The organism is Micromonospora sp. NPDC007230 (assembly GCF_042869115.1).
Taxonomy (GTDB): Bacteria; Actinomycetota; Actinomycetes; order Mycobacteriales; family Micromonosporaceae; genus Micromonospora.
Window position 1 is genome coordinate 36,633 of sequence record NZ_JBIAFE010000016.1, and the last position, 16,045, is coordinate 52,677.

Annotated in this window: 12 protein-coding genes; 7 read left to right on the forward strand and 5 right to left on the reverse strand. The window is 68.4% G+C overall.

The genetic code is table 11. The features are described 5' to 3' along the window. Positions 1-864 precede the first annotated feature (864 nt). Positions 865-1,173, forward strand: a complete 309-nt coding sequence (locus ACFYML_RS22230) for a hypothetical protein (protein WP_387422463.1) — start codon at positions 865-867, stop codon at positions 1,171-1,173. Between the two features lie 227 nt (positions 1,174-1,400). On the opposite strand, the gene ACFYML_RS22235 is transcribed toward ACFYML_RS22230, so the two are convergent. Next, positions 1,401-3,392, reverse strand: coding sequence for a CocE/NonD family hydrolase C-terminal non-catalytic domain-containing protein (locus tag ACFYML_RS22235; protein WP_387422464.1), 1,992 nt, complete (start codon positions 3,390-3,392; stop codon positions 1,401-1,403). 2,329 nt (positions 3,393-5,721) lie between these two features. Between ACFYML_RS22235 and ACFYML_RS22240 the strand changes: the two genes are divergently transcribed. The 5 genes from ACFYML_RS22240 to ACFYML_RS22260 are packed head-to-tail and all read left to right on the forward strand — an operon-like array spanning position 5,722 to position 9,293. Then, on the forward strand, positions 5,722-7,275 hold the full coding sequence (locus tag ACFYML_RS22240; protein WP_387422465.1) for a sensor histidine kinase: 1,554 nt from the start codon (positions 5,722-5,724) through the stop codon (positions 7,273-7,275). A gap of 52 nt (positions 7,276-7,327) precedes the next feature. Continuing rightward, the gene (locus ACFYML_RS22245) at positions 7,328-7,759 is read left to right on the forward strand and encodes a roadblock/LC7 domain-containing protein (RefSeq protein WP_387422466.1); all 432 of its coding nucleotides are present in this window, start codon (positions 7,328-7,330) and stop codon (positions 7,757-7,759) included. 4 nt (positions 7,760-7,763) lie between these two features. Further along, complete coding sequence (locus ACFYML_RS22250; RefSeq protein ID WP_387422467.1) at positions 7,764-8,135, forward strand: DUF742 domain-containing protein; 372 nt, start codon at positions 7,764-7,766, stop codon at positions 8,133-8,135. Then, positions 8,113-8,694: an ATP/GTP-binding protein gene (locus ACFYML_RS22255; protein WP_387422469.1), complete on the forward strand. Its 582-nt coding sequence runs from the start codon at positions 8,113-8,115 to the stop codon at positions 8,692-8,694. Before ACFYML_RS22250 ends, ACFYML_RS22255 begins: the two co-directional genes overlap by 23 nt. 32 nt (positions 8,695-8,726) lie before the next feature. Beyond that, positions 8,727-9,293: a GAF domain-containing protein gene (locus ACFYML_RS22260; protein ID WP_387422470.1), complete on the forward strand. Its 567-nt coding sequence runs from the start codon at positions 8,727-8,729 to the stop codon at positions 9,291-9,293. Here ACFYML_RS22260 and ACFYML_RS22265 read toward each other — a convergent pair whose 3' ends face one another. Then, the gene (locus ACFYML_RS22265; RefSeq protein ID WP_387422471.1) at positions 9,294-10,493 is read right to left on the reverse strand and encodes an acyl-CoA dehydrogenase family protein; all 1,200 of its coding nucleotides are present in this window, start codon (positions 10,491-10,493) and stop codon (positions 9,294-9,296) included. A 928-nt stretch (positions 10,494-11,421) separates the two neighbouring features. Next, positions 11,422-12,945 (reverse strand): low temperature requirement protein A, encoded by a 1,524-nt coding sequence (locus ACFYML_RS22270; RefSeq protein ID WP_387422472.1) that lies wholly within the window; start codon positions 12,943-12,945, stop codon positions 11,422-11,424. Between the two features lie 465 nt (positions 12,946-13,410). Here ACFYML_RS22270 and ACFYML_RS22275 point away from each other — a divergent pair, with 465 nt between their 5' ends. After that, positions 13,411-13,533: a hypothetical protein gene (locus ACFYML_RS22275; RefSeq protein ID WP_387422473.1), complete on the forward strand. Its 123-nt coding sequence runs from the start codon at positions 13,411-13,413 to the stop codon at positions 13,531-13,533. 188 nt (positions 13,534-13,721) lie between these two features. Here the strand turns inward: ACFYML_RS22275 and ACFYML_RS22280 are convergent, their stop codons facing one another. Next, positions 13,722-14,051, reverse strand: a complete 330-nt coding sequence (locus ACFYML_RS22280) for an STAS domain-containing protein (RefSeq protein ID WP_387422474.1) — start codon at positions 14,049-14,051, stop codon at positions 13,722-13,724. Beyond that, a complete protein-coding gene (locus ACFYML_RS22285) occupies positions 14,048-14,572 on the reverse strand; it encodes an ATP-binding protein (protein WP_387422475.1) in 525 nt (174 codons plus the stop codon). Before ACFYML_RS22285 ends, ACFYML_RS22280 begins: the two co-directional genes overlap by 4 nt. Positions 14,573-16,045 lie beyond the last annotated feature (1,473 nt).

The following is a 16,045-nucleotide window of genomic DNA, read 5'->3' on the forward strand; positions in this document are numbered from 1 at the left end:
GTCATGACTGCCGGAGGCAACAGGCAGTGCCAAGGGTCGGCTCGGCATGTGGCCGTGACCGGGCGGCAGAGGGCATCTCCGCGGCGATCAGTTGGGGGCCGGGCAGGAAGGGTTGATGCGTGGCGAGTTGCGCCTCGTACCCCTAGATCACCCTCATGCATTCACGAGAGAATTCTTCAGGTGAGACGATGGCTTTGGGCGATGACGCTCGGCGTGGCGGCGGCAGGGGCGCCCCTTGTCGCTGACGCCGCCCACGCCGACCCGGCCCCGCTGCCAAATGTTCCCCTGGTGCACGCCACCGTACGGCCGCAGATCGCCGAAACGCTGCTACCACAGGTGATCAAGACATCGCCGGCCAGCGGGCTGGACCTGCCGTCCGTTAAGCCGCCGGCCGTCACGCCAACCGGCCCGGCGACGCCCGTCGCTCGGCCGGCCCCCACCCCAGCGATATCGGCCCCTGCACCTTCACCCATCCCGACGCGAATGCCGCTGTCGCGACCGAGGACACCCGCGGCCGCCTCTCCACCGGCCAGCCCGGCCCCAACTGCCGCACGGCAGCGGTCGCCGGCGGCCGTAGCCGCCGATGCGCCGCCGGCAGGCCCTCCTGCGGGCCCTGCACCGTGGCTGCCGTCGCTGTGGCTGGTGCCGGCGTCCGCGCCCGCCGTAGCCAGCGTCGCCCGTGTCGACCTATCGGGGCCCTGGGCCACAGCCGACTCACCGCTGTCCACGCCACCGCTGTGCCGAGGCGCACCCGCGGCTGCCCTGGACGCCCGCGCCGTGAACCGGCCCGTGGAACGTACCCCTCCGCCGCCGCGGCGCCTCCTGATCACTCATCCAGATAGGCGACGTTGATCAGGAGAGGTCATGGAGATAGCTGTCATTTGGGTCCCCGCCGGCATCAAGCCGCTGGAGCCCGCCCTTTCAGCCTGCTTCTACCACACATGCCGGCGGGGCTACCGGTTGGCGGGGGTCGTCCGGACGCCATGGGAAACCCTCGAGCAGACGATGATCGACGGGGAGGTCGACGTGGTCGTGATCGCTGACCGGGCACACCTGCCAGCGAACCGGTCACCGCGGATCGAGGTGGCCGCCGAGCTGCCGGACCACCCGCTACCCGTGGCTGGCCAGACGCGGCAGATGGCACCACGCCGGTGCCGCCCACACGTCCGCTGACACCGTTCATGCGCCCCGCCCATTCAGGCGGGGCGCATCCATTTGCTCAAGCACTCGCAGCCAGACGACTGGAGGGGCCTGATCGCCGACCACATGGCCGCCCGGCACGCGGTATTCGCCCTGATCGTCGATTGTCTGATACGGCTGCCGGCCGCCCCGGGTGCCGTCTACTCGAGGCAGCGGCGCTAGTGCTCTGGATGGGCTTTTTGTAGGGGTAGGCGCGGCCGTCAACGGATGGCGGTGTCGGCTTGCGCCCGGACCGGCAGCACGAGCCGGGTGGCGGACAGGTCCAGCGCCGCGGTCACCGCCGGGTTCGGTGGCCGGTACGTCGGCTGGTCAACCTGAGCAAGGTCCAGTCGGATTCGGTGCCCGGCGGGGAACGTCCAATGGTTGCCGTACAACGGCACCTGGATTACGCCGCTGCGGGGGTCGTACCCGGTGAAGTCGAACCGGTAAGCGCCGCGACTGACCAGCACCGCAACGCCGTCAGGGGACACGTCCCACACCCGTGCGGCCAGCACCGCAGTGGTGGCGCCCGGCATGGCGGCGTACCGGGCTTGAGCGCGACCGATCCCGATGAGCGTCTGCCCCGTCGGCAGCGGCTGCGAAATCCCGGTGTAGCCATCGCTCGGAGAGGTGATCAGCCGGGCGGACGTGCGGCAGCCGGCACTGGTGGAGGTGATGGTGCCGCCGGCGACGGCATCGGTGACGGCTGCGTCCGGATCGGTGGCGCCCGAGGTGGGCGGCAGGAGCACCGAACCGTTGTAGTCGACGATGAGGGTTCCCTTGGCGAGGCCCTCCGGGCTGCCCGCGCTGATCGCATCCGCGGCGGTCGCCGCGCCCACGCACCGCGTGGGGTAGCTGGACACCGTGGTGCGCGCGGGGCGGCCGCCGGTGATGTTCGCCTGTAGGAATCTCCACGCCTGTTCGTTGATCGCCTGCCACACGGCCGGCGGGTTCTGCGCCCTGGCGTGCCCGATGTCGCCCACGGCGACATCGACCGGCCAGTCGCGGTCCAGGCGCTTGAGGTAGGTGAACATGCGGAACGACTCCACCGGCGGAAACAGGTCATCGGTCCAGCCCGACACGGAGAAGATCGCCGGTGTACGACCCGCATCCCGTCCGATGCGCCACCCCGGCTGGTAGTAGGCGGAGTGCCACCCGCTGAACGCTGCCCTGAGCTGCCCCATGATCGGGTCATCCACGCGGCCCGGCACGCTGTACGGCTCTCCCGCGTCGACCCTGGCCAGCCAGGCGGTGAACGGCTCCGGACCGTTGCTCTGCGGGCTCAGCGAGCCCTCGTCGAAGACACCGTTGGCGGTGCCGAGGCTATAGAGCCCGCCGATGTAGCTGGTCTTGGCGACGCCGATCGGGTTGCCGACGCCGAGACTGTCGGGCGCCCCCTGCGCCGACGAGTACAGGTCGCTGCCCCGGTACGGCTCACCAGCGGGCGCTTGGGAAGGTCCGCCCGGGTGGCCGTTGGGCATCAGCGCGTAGGCGAGGTCGGTCCACGGGTACTTGGGCACGGCGACCTGCAGACGCAGCCGCGGCAGGCCGGGCCAGTCGCTCCAATACTCGCTGCCTGCCTGAGCGGCTGCCTGCAGCCAACTCTCCCCGCCACCGTATGAGCCTCCGCTGACCGCGACCTGGTTCCGGTTGATGTCGGGATAGGCAAGCGCCACAAGGGCGGCGAGCCACTGGGTGTCGCGGATCTCGACGTCCTTGTTTTTAACTCGGATGGTGCCCGCTGGCGGGCAGGCCGACCCGCCGGGCGGCAGGCAGGTCGGCGCGGCACCGGCCGGTGTCGACGGCTGATGGCTGGCTTTCGGGCCGTTGTCGCGGAAGCCGCGGGCGGTGTAGGTGAGCACGTAGTAGCCGTGTTCGGCGAACCAGTGGCTGTTCCAGTGGTACTTGTCCGCCCCGTCAGCGACTTCCGAGGTGGATTCCCACTCGTGCTTGTCGTTGCCGAAGCCGTGCAGCAGCACGATCAAGGGGTGGATGTCACCAGTGCCGGGCATGGGCCGCGTGACATCCACATCCAGCGGCGTGCCGTCAAAGCTGGGAACCTGCGCCGAGCAGATCGTCGCCCCACCCGGATACGCAGCACAGTTCGCCCTCAGCGCCCCGGCATACGGCGACCCGTCGCCCGCCGCAGCCGCCACGGTGGGCGCTGTCCCCGGCAGGACCGCCAACAGCGCGAGCGTGCCGGCGAGGGCCACCCGGCCCCATTCCCTACGCGTTCGTGTCACCGTGATCCAGCCTTTCTACCTGCCCGCCTTGCTCCTCTCCTACTGATGTTCATCTCTGAAATGGCCAGCTCCGCAACAGCCCGTCACAGTCGGAGGGCGCTGTGACGACTGCGTGGTGGTGTCCACCGGTCTGCCGGTATCCACCACCCCGCATACGGGATCTGGCAAGGTGTCAGGTCACTTGGTGGCGATTGCGGTGAGGGTGAACGGGACCGCGGTGCCCAGCCGCAGTTGGGTGAGGACGAACCGGGCTCCGCTGGGGATCGCGCCGGCCTGCGGAGGTGCCTGTGCCTGTCGCGGATCACGCCGAAGACCGACTCAGCCGGCGTCTGGCATACCTGCACGTTCGCGCGCTAAGCATGAGGCAGCGCAGCTGGCCGATATTCATGCGCGCCTTGCAGTGCTCGAGGAGCAGATCCGACGCCATCAACAACGCGGATAGACAACTGCCTGCTCGACCCAAGCTTGCCCCGGTGCCGACGCGCGGAAGGCCTCGTTCTTGGGGGTGAACGAGGCCTTCCTGTGCGCCATACGGGAACCCGGGGGTCGAGGGCACCCGCTCCGGATGGTGGCCGCGCACCTCGACCTCTCAAACCGGTCAGCGACGCATCCGGGGAACATACTAGGCAGGACTCGCGGCACCTGCAGAGCGGGCACACGTTGAGGCAAGCCGCGGCCAGGCTGCCGGGCTTCGGCGTGCCGAACTGGACGGGGTGGGCTGGCGGTGGGGTGACCACGTTCGGCGGCCGGGGCCCGGGTTCGGCAGATCCCGGGTAAGGGCCGACACCGCTCGGCGGAATGCTGGGGGCCGTTTCCTCGGCGAGCCTGCCTTGTGCCGGTGGTGGCGCCGGCGAGCCAGAGATTGGGCGGAGGACGCCGGTGAGCAGGCTGGCGGCGGCGTCCACGATGCGGCCGAAGGGGAGGTCGGCGGCGTAAGTGACCCCGTGGCGGCCTCGTGAACACTCCACGCCACGACGACCCCGCCGAGCAGGAACCCGAGACGCGGCGCGGCTCCCGTCGGCCCGCCCCGTCGAGCCATCCCCCGCACCCCTCCGACCGTTGGCCGTCGCGGGTGATCAACGCCCGTACGCCACCGAGTGTGGTCGACCGATCACAGTGAACGGAGGATTGGTCTGGGCGCGTCGCGCCAGGCCAGGCTGTACGGGCCGCTGGGTGCCGCAGGTCGGAGAGCATCCAGGCGGGTGGCAGAGGGCCGCCGTCGGCGGGGCTGGTGCCCAGAATTGCGTTAGACCGACGGCGTTTCGCAGCTCGCACAACAACCGCTGACCAAGATGTCGTTAGCAGCCGATGACCACAGCCCCGATCCGTTCGTGTTTGGCCCAGCCATCTGAGACTTGTGCTGTAACTCGAGCCTGCAGCCGCTGCGGATCTAGAGCCAATAGACGGCACGACGGACACAGTGGCGGTAACACATCGTCACCTTTCCCCGGATCGCTCGGCTCGCAGCCAAATCCGGCGGGTACCACTATGGCCAGAGGAAGGGAATACTTCACGAGCCTTCCCGTGCTGGCACACATGAGCAGCGCCTTCACGTGATGAATGGGAAAGCTCCTCGCCCTGCCGCCGCTACTGACCTTCGCGTCACCCGGCGAACGTGGGGCACCCGTACCCTCCTGGCGGTCGGCGAGGTGTGGCAGTTGATCCAGCGGTCACGGCACCTCCGGCAGCGTTCAGGTTCACGGTTGCAGGTCAGACCTGGCGGAGGCCGGACGGGACCGCGGATCGGTGCGGGCCCGCCGTCCCGCCCGGCCGGCGAGGTGGGCCGTGCATCCGGCCGCCTCGTGTGGATCAGCGCAGGCCCGCCCTCCACCGTTACGGCAGCGCGATATCTGCTGGCTGCACGTGTGGTGGCCGGTCGCCAACGACGTGATCGCCTGGTGCTCCGTGTCGCCGTAGTTGGCGTATCGGATGACCGAAATTCGGTCACGCGGGGGCGGAAAAATCCAGCCATAGATGTGGCTCTGACCTGAGCATATTGACCGGCGGTGGTGCGTCGGCGTGGCGGTGGGGGTTGAGGGTGCGGGTGCGGTCGCTCATGATTGAGCGAACTTCTCTAATATCTGGTTTGGTCTGGGCAATGTAGAGTGAGCCGCTATGTCACGCGTTGCGGCCAGTTTTCCCGGTATCGAGGGTGTTGATGTCTGACCTCTTCCCACCTGATGCACGTGCGCTGCGCAGTGACGCAGGACGAGACGCCACTCCCGTCGCACAGCGGTCACAGCCCGACGGCCGGCTGCGAACCAGCCTTCTGTGGCTCTCGATACTGCCCGCCGCTGTCATGGCTCTGCTCGCGGTAGCTGTGGTGACGTATGTGCTCGCCGTGTCCAGCAACTCCCCGTCCGCCGCGACTGTCGCCATCCTGGGCGTCGCGGCCGCCGTCGGCGCCGCCGTGCTGCTGGTCGCGGCGAACCGCACGGCCGCACTCGCCGGCTCGATCCAGCGAAGAGTCGACACGATGCGCTCATCGGCAGCCTGGGGCCGCATGGAGGTGCGCCGGCTGCTCGAGCAGATGCACCGGGGTGAGCGGCCGGCCCTGCAAGCCCCGAACTTCCCGCCCGTCGAAGACGACGTCTTCGGGCCGCTGGAGCACGATCTGTACCAGACCCACCACGCCGCCCAAACAGCCGTCCTGCAGGCGTCGGCCATGGGGTCCCGCCGCCGGGCGGACCAGCCGGTCGAGATTTTTGTCAACCTCTCCCGCCGGTTGCAGTCCCTGGTCCATCGGGAGATCCAGCTACTCGACGAGCTGGAGAACGAGGTCGAAGACCCCTACCTGCTCAAGGGCCTCTTCCAGGTCGACCACCTCGCCACCCGGGTGCGCCGCCACGCCGAGAACCTCGCCGTGCTCGGCGGCGCGGTGTCGCGCCGACAGTGGCGCAGGCCGGTGGCCATGACCGAGGTGCTGCGCTCGGCGATCGCCGAGGTCGAGCAGTACTCACGGGTCAAGCTCATCCCCCCGGTCGAGGGCACCCTGCGCGGCCACGCCGTCGCCGACGTCATCCACCTGGTCGCCGAGCTTGTCGAGAACGCGACCACCTTCTCACCACCACACACGCACGTCATGTTGCGCGCCCGCGCCGTCGCCGCCGGCCTAGCGGTAGAGGTCGAGGACCGCGGCCTGGGAATGGCGTTGGACGACCAGGACCGGGTGAACGGAGTTCTCGCCGACCCGGAAGGGGTCAACATCGCGGAGCTGCTCAGCGACGGCCGGATCGGCCTGTTCGTGGTGTCGGCCATCGCACGCCGGCACGGCATCGCCGTGCGACTGCAGAACAACATCTACGGCGGCATCCAGGCCGTTGTCGTCCTGCCGCACGCGCTGCTCGGCGGGGAGGAACGGGAGCACGGATCGCGACCCCAGGTGCTGGCCCACCAGACGAGCCAGCCGGCGCGTCGGGAGACGGCAGCGGGGTTGCCCGGCCAAGCCCCACCGGCGGTCGCTGCCGCCGCCCCGCAGGCCGCGCGTTCTGTCCCACCTCCTCACACCGAGGCGCCAACGTTCAGCAACGGCCACAACGACCGCCCTGGCAGCCTCGGCCAGCCGGGCGGGTGGGAGCCGCGGCAGACACCGGTGGCGCCTGCCGCTCCCGCGCCGCCCACCTTCGGCCCGGCTGCCCACGCAGGCCCTGGTGCCGCGACTCACGACATCCGTCCGCAACTGCCACGGCGCCAGGCACAGAAGCATCTGGCACCCCAGCTGCAGAACGTCCCGGCCACGCGCGCGGACGAACCGCCCGTCGAACACGACCCTGCCCTGGTGGCCTCGTTCATGCAGGGAGTCACCCGCGCGGAGAGCGCGGCTGACGAGGACAGCGGCCCCACGCGACCGTAACTGACCGCTTCAGCTGACCAAGCGCCACAACTCCCAGGAGGATCTCATCATCATGCCAAGCGACGTCGCCCCGGGCCAGGCCCCTGACCTCGGCTGGCTGCTGGCAGGCCTGGTACAACGAGTCCCCCACACCCTCAGCGCGTTGCTGCTGTCCTCCGACGGATTGAAAAAGGCCGTACACGGTCTGGACTCCGACGGCGCGGACCACCTGGCCGCGATCGCCTCCGGACTCTTCTCGCTCGCCCGAAGCGCCGGCAACCGGTTCGCCGGCGACGAACAGGTCCGACAGGTGGTAGCGGAACTCGACGAAACCCTGCTCTTCGTCTCGGCGGCCGGCTCCAACGCGGTACTCGCCGTGCTGGCCGCCCGTGGCGCAGACGCCGGGGTGCTGGGATACGAAATGTCACAGCTGGTCAAGAGTGTCCGGCCGTACCTGGCGACAGCTCCACGCCAAGCCGCAGGCGTGCCGAGCACGCCCCGGTGAGAGCATGGTCGAGCCGCATGACGAAACCTGGTTCGACGATGAGGCAGGGCGGCTCGTACCCCTGTACGCGGTCAGCAACGGGCGGACCCTGCCAACGATCAAACTGGACCTGCTGTCCATGGTGGCCGCCACCGGCCGGCTGCCCCGCACAGCCCTGGAACCGGATCACGCCCGCGCGCTCAACCTGTGTACCAGCCCGACCACAGTCGCGGAGGTCGCCGCGCGCATGAAGCTGCCGGCGACCATCACCAAGGTGCTGCTGTCGGACCTCGTCGGCTGCGGCGCCGTGGCCGCCCGAGCACCCGGCCCCGCCGTCGATCCCACCGACATCTCTGTCCTGGAGGCAATTCTCGATGGCCTACGACGGCGACTCTGAGCTGATCCCCGCTGCGCTCAAAATCCTGATCGCCGGCGGCTTCGGCGTCGGAAAAACGACCTTCGTCGGCGCGGTCAGCGAGATCGAGCCGTTGACCACGGAGGAACTCCTGACCACCGCCAGCGCCGGGACCGACAGCCTGACCGGGGTGGAACAGAAGTCCACCACCACCGTGGCGATGGACTTCGGCCGCATCACCATCGACCCCCGCTACGTCCTCTACCTCTTCGGCACCCCCGGCCAGGAGCGCTTCTGGTTCATGTGGGACGAACTGTGCACCGGCGTCCTCGGCGCGGTAGTCCTCGCCGACACCCGCCGGCTGCAGGACTGCTTCGCCGCGGTGGACTTCTTCGAATCCCGCCAGATCGGCTTCCTCATCGCGGTCAACCAGTTCGACGGATCCTTCCGCTACGAACCGGACGAGGTCCGCTCCGCCCTCGACCTCAAACCCCACGTCCCGATCGTGCTCTGCGACGCCCGACAGAGCCGATCCGCGACCGCCGTACTGGTCGCACTGATCCAGCACCTGCTGGGCACTCACGCCGCCCGCCAACCCTGAACCATCAGCAACCTGACGATACGGAGCTCATCGTGACCAACGACATCGGCAGACACCCCCTGATGACTCCCGAAGACCGCGACGCCCCGCAACGCGTCCAGCGGCTGCGGGAACTCGGCATCGGGGACAGCCCAGACCCCGAGTTCGACGAGTTCGCCAAGAAGCTCGCGCAAGTCACCGGCGCCCCGTATGCGATGGTCAACTTCATCAGCGAGGAACGCCAGTACTTCGCCGGGCTCTACACCCCGTCCGCAGAGCAGGCGGGAGCCGACCCGCAGGACGGCGCGGCCGGGGAACCGGGCCGCGTGATGGACCGCGACCACGGCTACTGCCCGCACGTCGTCGTCCGCCGCAAAGCGCTCGTGCTCGACGACGTCTGCGACTACCCGAGATTCGCCGGCAACCCGGTGGTCGACGAGATCGGGATCCGCTCCTACCTGGGGGCGCCCCTGATCGACCACACCGGCGCCACGCTCGGCACCATCTGCGTGGTGGACACCGAACCGCGCCCCTGGGGCCGACCGGGACTGGAAACCATCAAGGCCCTCGCCCAAGAGCTGGTGGAGCGGATCAACCAGCGCGACCGGCGCAGGCAGTAATCAGCCCGAGCCCGCAGCCGCCGTCACAGCTGCGGCAAGCCGCTGCGACCACTGACCCTTCGAGTGCCCCAGCGCCACCTCGCCCAGCCGGAGCATCTGCACGTCAGACGTTCCGGCCGGTGCGAAGATGTGGTACGCGTCGCGCACATACCGCTCCAGCGGCCGATCGGTAAACAGACCGCTCGCGGCCTGCATCTCCATCGCGTTACGCGCCGAGTCCAACGCATACTCGACATTGACGAGTTTGGCGTTCATCAGCTCCGCGTCGCAGGGCTGCCCCTGATCGAGCAGATGCACCGCGTGGTACGCGGCCAGCCGCGCGGTCATCAGCCGCGACTGCATCTGCCCGACCTTCAACTTGATCGACGGCAGCTCGTACAGCGGCTTGCCGTAGCGGTGCCGCTGCGCGGCGAACGCCACGGTCTCTTCCATGACGGCCTGGTGGATGCCCAGCGAGACCGCCGTCAGGTTGGGCCGCCCGTAGAGAACGCTGGACGAGTAGGCCACCGCCAGCCCGTCGCCCTCGTCGCCAAGCATGTTGGCCGCGGGAACCCGGCAGTTGTCGAAGTTCAGCTCGCCGAAACTGAAGCCGTGCAGACCCATGGCCGGCTGGTGCGGGCCCAGGGAAAAGCCCGGACGGTCCGACTCCACCAGAAACGCCGACAGCCCCTTAGAGCCCGGCCCGGTCCGCACCACCACTCCGTGCAGGTCACCCACGTGGCTGTTGCCAACGAAAACCTTCCGGCCCGTGAGAATGTAGTCGTCACCGTCGCGCACCGCGCTGGCCGTCATACCGAGGACATGCCCACCTGACTCCGGCTCCGTGACCGCGATGGTAGGCAAGCAATCACCGTTCGATATGGCCGGTAGCCACGTCTTCTTCTGGGTATCACTGCCGAAGTGGACGATCTTGGCCACGCCGAGTTGCGAGGCCTGCACCATCGCGCCCATCGCGCCGCTGACCCGGGCCAGCTCCTCGATGATGATCGTTTTCGCCAGATGCCCCAGGCCCATGCCGCCGTACTCGGGACTGATCGTGACACCGATCCAGCCCTGGCGGGCGATCAGCCGAGAAAGCTCGTGCGCCACAGCACGGGAAGCTTCCATCTCCGCTACCCGGGGCCGCACTTCGGCCTCCGCGAACGCTCTGACCTCCTCTCGCAGCCGCTCATGACGCGCGTTGGCGAAATAACCGTCCATCCCCAGGACCCCCTCGTGAATTACCCGCTGACCTCGATCAAAGGCAGGTGCGCGCCGGCGCCGCTGGTTAGGTCGCCCTGTGCACCCCGGTGCAAACTCAGCGCGAGGTCTCCCGCGCAGCTCGGCGGCAGCTTCACGGGCGGCCAGGCGCCCACGCCGGGGAACGGTCGGAGCGGGCCCAACCGGGCGGTTTGCACAGGTTGTCCCGCTAGACGAAGTTTCACGTGAGTCCCAATCTTCCCATCAGTCCCATGGATTGTAAATTGAGACCCGTTCGGGTTGGTGCCCCTGAACGTCGCCAAACTCTTGTCTGCCATAGGGGTCGGCCGGAAGCTCCTGGTCCTCGTCCCCGCCGCCGCGCCGACCTGCTCCACCCGGCCGGATCCGTGAGGGGGTCGAAGCTGTAGCTGAGCCCTGAAGGAAGGGGCCAAAGTCATCCCAGCCCCACCGATCGGGCGTCGGACTTCCTGGCCATGTCGGTCTCCGGTGCCCGCGAGCCTCTGGACCGGACGGATCGTGGGGCCGACGTCCCGTCCGGCAGGATGCGACCGAGGCGCGGCCGTCCTATCTGGACGGCGTCGGATGGACGTCAGCTGTTACGGGGCGCCCTCATCGTGTAGCGAATGGGCAATCCGGTTGGCGATGTAGGGCGCTCCGGCGGGACAATACTTCGGGTGAGACTGTGGCTACGGACGAGCCGTCGTTCTCGTCGCTTTCAGCGGGGTGATCGGCGCAAGCAGTTCCGCGCCCAGGCACTCCATCGCGTCGCCGACCAGGCGGTGCACCGGGCCGAAGCTTTGGAACGAGCCGGGATCGGCCACCGGATCGGCACCGATGGGCGCACGATCGAGGAAATTACTGACATGGTGGTTGCCCGAACCGGGTGGCTACCGATAGCGGATAGCACAGCTGGCACATGAGCAGGTGGTCATCGACTGGGAATCCTCCCGTCCACAGGATGACTGCGCGTACCTGAGCACCGTCCGTGGTCTGGCCTAGCCTCGCGCCGTGCCAGACGACGAGGAGATCGTGGTCCGACGGCGGCTGTCCCGGCTGTTCTCCCCGGACACCGTACCCCGGAACGACGGCCTGCCAGACCACGTACTGCATCGACCTGCCGAGCGCCGCCGCCGTTGAAGCATGCCGTGCAGAGCTCACGGAGTTGGGCGCGCAGCGATTGGCCACGTACCGGCCGGGCCAGGCGGGCCGCCGCTGCTCGAGGGCGTAGCCACCCTGTCATCTGTGATCTCCACATGCCTCGATACCGCCCGCCTGGCGGGGGTGGAGTCGGCTTGCTGGGGCGAACACGCCAGGAGACGGTGTCCGAGGTGGCGATGATGAGGAGGATGACGACGGCGACCACGGCGATCAGGATCGGTGGCAGGAACGCGACCACGGGTGCCAGCGCGACGAGTACGACCAGACCGATCACCCGGGACAGGGCGACGCGGCTGAAGGACAGGTAGTCGAGCCGGGCGCGGCCGGCCAGGTAGATCGCCGGCCCGCAGAGGATGACGGCGGACCAGACCAGGTTGGGCGCGGCGAACGGGTGGTTGATGATGATCTCGTCGCCGACCGAGCTGAGCACGATGCCGCCGGCCATGAGCAGATGGGCGTACGAGGCGGACCGGGCGAACACTGCCGGCCGGGCACTCGCGGCGATCACGGCCGGCAGGAGCAGGCCCGCCCGGTAGAAGTAGATCCGCCACAACAGCGCGGTGATGGCGAACGCCAGCACGAGGGCGATCACCCGATCCGGCTTGAAGCCGAACGCGGCGAACTGCCCGCCCGAGGCCAGGATCGCCTCGCCGAACGCGACGATCATGAACTGCTGGTAGCGTTCGGCGAGGTGCTCCGCGTTGACCGCCTGGGTGGCGATCCGGGCCGGGCCGAGCCGGGGCAGCCGGAAATCCAGCTGGGTCATCGTGTAGCCGAGGGCAGCCGCGAACAGCCAGATCAACACCCGGACCGGGCCTGTGGTGAACGCGCCCGCAATCCACAACACGCCCGAGAAGCAGGCCCAGATGAGCTGTTGCAGCGAGCCGATCGACACCTCCCGCCCGCGCAGCGCGACCGTGACGAAGAAGGCCCGGCCGATCTGGATGACGACGTAGGTGACAGCGAAGGCCAGGCCGTCCTTGCCGAACGCCGCGGGGACCGCGCCTGCCATGATCAGGGTGCCTAACGCGATCGGGACGATGACGAGCTGGATCGCCGGCTGGGCGGGGTTGAGGCGGTTCGTGGTCCAGGCGGTGAAGACCCAGACCCACCAGAACGCGGCCAGCAGGATCACGGTGTGCAGGGCGCCGAGCCAGGTGAGGTTGTGGAACAGGGTGTTCGACAGCCGGGTCAGCGCGAACACGAAGATCACGTCGAAGAAGAGTTCGACGTAGGTGGCACGCTGCGGCTCGGCGTGATCCCGCAGCAGGTCCCTCGTGTTGCCGGCGGTCATCGCAAGCCCGTTCTGTCGGCTTCACGTTATATGCCATCAGTCGTACCATGCATGATGCAGGTCGGGGCACGCCTAGCTGCTTTGGTCGACGAGCGTCTGGCGGCAGCGGGGCGGACGCACTGCAACGGGCCGACGCGTTGATCGAGCAGTTCGTGCATGGCCGCGTGCCGCCGCCCGGACCACTCGAGTGCAAGCACCCCTTATCGCCGCGGACGAGCGTCGAACTGGTCGCGGTCGTACCGGCAGATCAGGCGCAGCCGGTCGTCGGCGAACGGGGGCCGACCGGGTGCCGATCATGGTCGCCACCTCGCCATTCGGCATGGGCATCGACAAGCCGAACAGAGAGCAGTTGAGCCACCCCTGCGGGCACTGCGACAACTGCGACGGCGGCACCTCTGAGGTGTTCCCCGAAGACGGCCGTTCCCGCTGCACCGAATCGTGCGGCACGCCAAATGGGGATCAGGCATGGTCCTCGGCTACGAACAGGACTGCATGACCGTGCTGTTCGACGACGTCGGCTACAAGACCCTGTCGGTATCCGTCGTGCAAGCGCACGGCCTGCTGGCACTCGACACGAATCGCCGCTGACCAGCTAGCCTCTTCGCCCGCCGCGCCGATGCCGCAGCGATCAGTCTGCTGCGTCCTGTGTGGCGGGGCGGCGCGTGCGCCGGTCGAATCGGCCCCATGGGGGCGGTCGCCACGGCCGGCCCCACCCCGATTGTCATGATCGTGACCTCGCTGGAACCGGCGTACCACGTCCCAGTTGCAGAGGTCTCCTACGCGCGGCCGGACTTAACGGTCAGCGCGTTGAGCACGCCGGTGACATCGAGAACCCGGTGGACCTGGGGGCTGGCGTTGACCAGCGAAAGGTGCCGTCCGTTTGTCGCCGCCGTGTTCCGCGCGGTGATCAATGCGCTGATGACGCTCGAGTCGATGAAGGTTACCGCGGCCGCGTCAACCTCAACGACGTCAGCGTTATCGACTGCCGCTTGCAGGAGGTCCTGTAGCCGTGGGGCGCCGTTCATGTCGATTTCGCCGGACAGCACGACTGTTCTGCGGTCGCCTTCGGCGTGGATCTGGTGCTGCCAGGTCAGGTCCGGATTCATTCCTGCTCACCCTCCATCGCGGACGCGTCAACCTTACCGTCCGCCCTGGGGGCAGCGGATTGCTGCGCCGCGGCGGCGGCCGGCTGACGGGTCAGGCAGGCGCTCACTGCGGCGGTGACGCCGTCGGGCCTGCGGGTCAGCATCAGCGCGCCGGCCAACTGATGGGCAAGCCAGAGCCCCCGGCCGCCCGGCACGTGCGCCGGCGGCAGGTCCACGGGCAGCGCGTCACTGCCCGCGCCGTGATCGGTGACCTCACACACCAGAATGTCGTCCACCTGCCGAAGATCCAGGTGTCCTGACCCGCCACCGTGGCGTACCGCGTTGGTCACCAGTTCATGAACGGCCAGCACGAAGTCATCACCGTCGTCGCCGGACAGGCCAGCGGCCGTGACCCGCGCGGCGAGGAGGTGCCGCAGCGGGGTCACTGCCTCAGCGGTGAAGTGCTGCGACAGCAGCACGACCGGTCGGGCCGGGATGCACCCGCTCACCTGATCGTCCTCGCCGAGCTGCCGGTCGTTCATGACTGGCACGCTACCTATCCCGCGCAGTTCCGCCACCGTTGCCGGAGGCAAGTATCTGCAGGTTACAAGCCATGGACTCTCATGTAATGGACTCGGGTTAGCGGGCGGAACCGGCCGCGGTGGATGGGAGTGCCCGACGTGTCCGTCTGATGGCCGCGCCTGGCGCCGGTGCCCAGGTCTCCACCTCTGAAGCGCCAGGGCTAACCTGCTCTGGCGTCGTTGGGAGGCTGGTCGTGGCCGGTCTTCTCACGTGCTAAGAGTTGCGACCAGCAGCACGAGGCAGCCGGCTAACAGGATGATTCCCCCGAACAGCGTATAGACCGCGAGTGATCCATGCGCCGCGTCTGGCGGTGAGTCGTTCACGACGGACGTGTCGTCGTCGATCTTGACTGGGGCCGGGTGCGCCGCCTTCCATGCCGGTCGTCCGGTGGGTACGGATTGCGAGTTCAGCGCCGGCCACTCCGGGGAGGAATAGTGCGCTCGGGGCGGCATGCTGTCTCCAGGCTGCTCGCATTCGACGCCGAGCGGCCCACCGGGGGAAGGGTGTCGATGAGCCGCCCGGGCGGAAGGGCCAGATCGCCCTTCACCTGTAGTAGGCGACACCCAGTTCTCTCACATCACATCGATGCTGGCGCTGCACATTGTCCTGTCACCATTCGCAGACTTCCGGCTGGCGGCCCCGCCGCAGTCGTCGCCGCTCGGTCCGCCGGCGCCTGGTCGACCAGATCGCCGTCGTTGGCGGCACTCTGACCCCCACCCGGGGCGGCTTCGGCCGCTCCGATTCATCGGGAGGCGGGAGCTTCCGCGTTGCGCGGGCAGATTGCGTCTGAGAGATGATTGCGCTGCCTCGCCGCCGGTTAGAGAGGGTGCGGTGCATGGTTCCTGGAGTCGACAGGGACGAGGAGGTCCTGAATGCACCCGCACCACGTGAAGGCACTTCTCATGTGCGCGAGCATGGGGACCCTAGTGAAGTACTGCCTTCCCCTGTCAGAAGAGGTACCGGTCGGATTTCGCTGCCAGCCAAGCGATCCGGTAGATGGTGACGGTGGACTTCCGGCGCTTTGCCCGTCGTGCCGGCTCTTGGCTCTGGACCCGCGACGGCTGCAGGCAGAGGTTGCTGGGCAGATCGCACGGGGTTGGGCTCAGCACGAGCGGATCGGAGCGGTGGTCGTCGGTTGCTAACGACGCCGATGGCCCGGGCGGGAGGAATAGCTCTCGCGTCGCTCTCCAACCGACCTCCTGGAGTCCCGTCGCAGTTGATGGCCGGCAAGCGGCATCAACGCGCCCCAGGCGCCGCAGCCGCTTGGGGGAGCAGGACCCCCATCACGATCACCATCTGCGCACGGTCGCTCACCCAAATGTAACGACACGGACGGGTGTATCGCTTGTCATGAGTGGAAGGTCGAGGTGCGCGGCCTCGAGGCAGACGACCACTTGTCCCGCTCACCCGAACAGCGCACCAGACGCTCCGTC

Coding starts and splice junctions, on each gene's coding strand:
- ACFYML_RS22230 (WP_387422463.1), top strand. CDS start 865: ATGGAGATAGCTGTCATTTGGGTCCCCGCCGGCATCAAGCCGCTGGAG.
- ACFYML_RS22240 (WP_387422465.1), top strand. CDS start 5,722: ATGGCTCTGCTCGCGGTAGCTGTGGTGACGTATGTGCTCGCCGTGTCC.
- ACFYML_RS22245 (WP_387422466.1), top strand. CDS start 7,328: ATGCCAAGCGACGTCGCCCCGGGCCAGGCCCCTGACCTCGGCTGGCTG.
- ACFYML_RS22250 (WP_387422467.1), top strand. CDS start 7,764: ATGGTCGAGCCGCATGACGAAACCTGGTTCGACGATGAGGCAGGGCGG.
- ACFYML_RS22255 (WP_387422469.1), top strand. CDS start 8,113: ATGGCCTACGACGGCGACTCTGAGCTGATCCCCGCTGCGCTCAAAATC.
- ACFYML_RS22265 (WP_387422471.1), bottom strand. CDS start 10,493: ATGGACGGTTATTTCGCCAACGCGCGTCATGAGCGGCTGCGAGAGGAG.
- ACFYML_RS22270 (WP_387422472.1), bottom strand. CDS start 12,945: ATGACCGCCGGCAACACGAGGGACCTGCTGCGGGATCACGCCGAGCCG.
- ACFYML_RS22275 (WP_387422473.1), top strand. CDS start 13,411: ATGGTCCTCGGCTACGAACAGGACTGCATGACCGTGCTGTTCGACGAC.
- ACFYML_RS22280 (WP_387422474.1), bottom strand. CDS start 14,051: ATGAATCCGGACCTGACCTGGCAGCACCAGATCCACGCCGAAGGCGAC.
- ACFYML_RS22285 (WP_387422475.1), bottom strand. CDS start 14,572: ATGAACGACCGGCAGCTCGGCGAGGACGATCAGGTGAGCGGGTGCATC.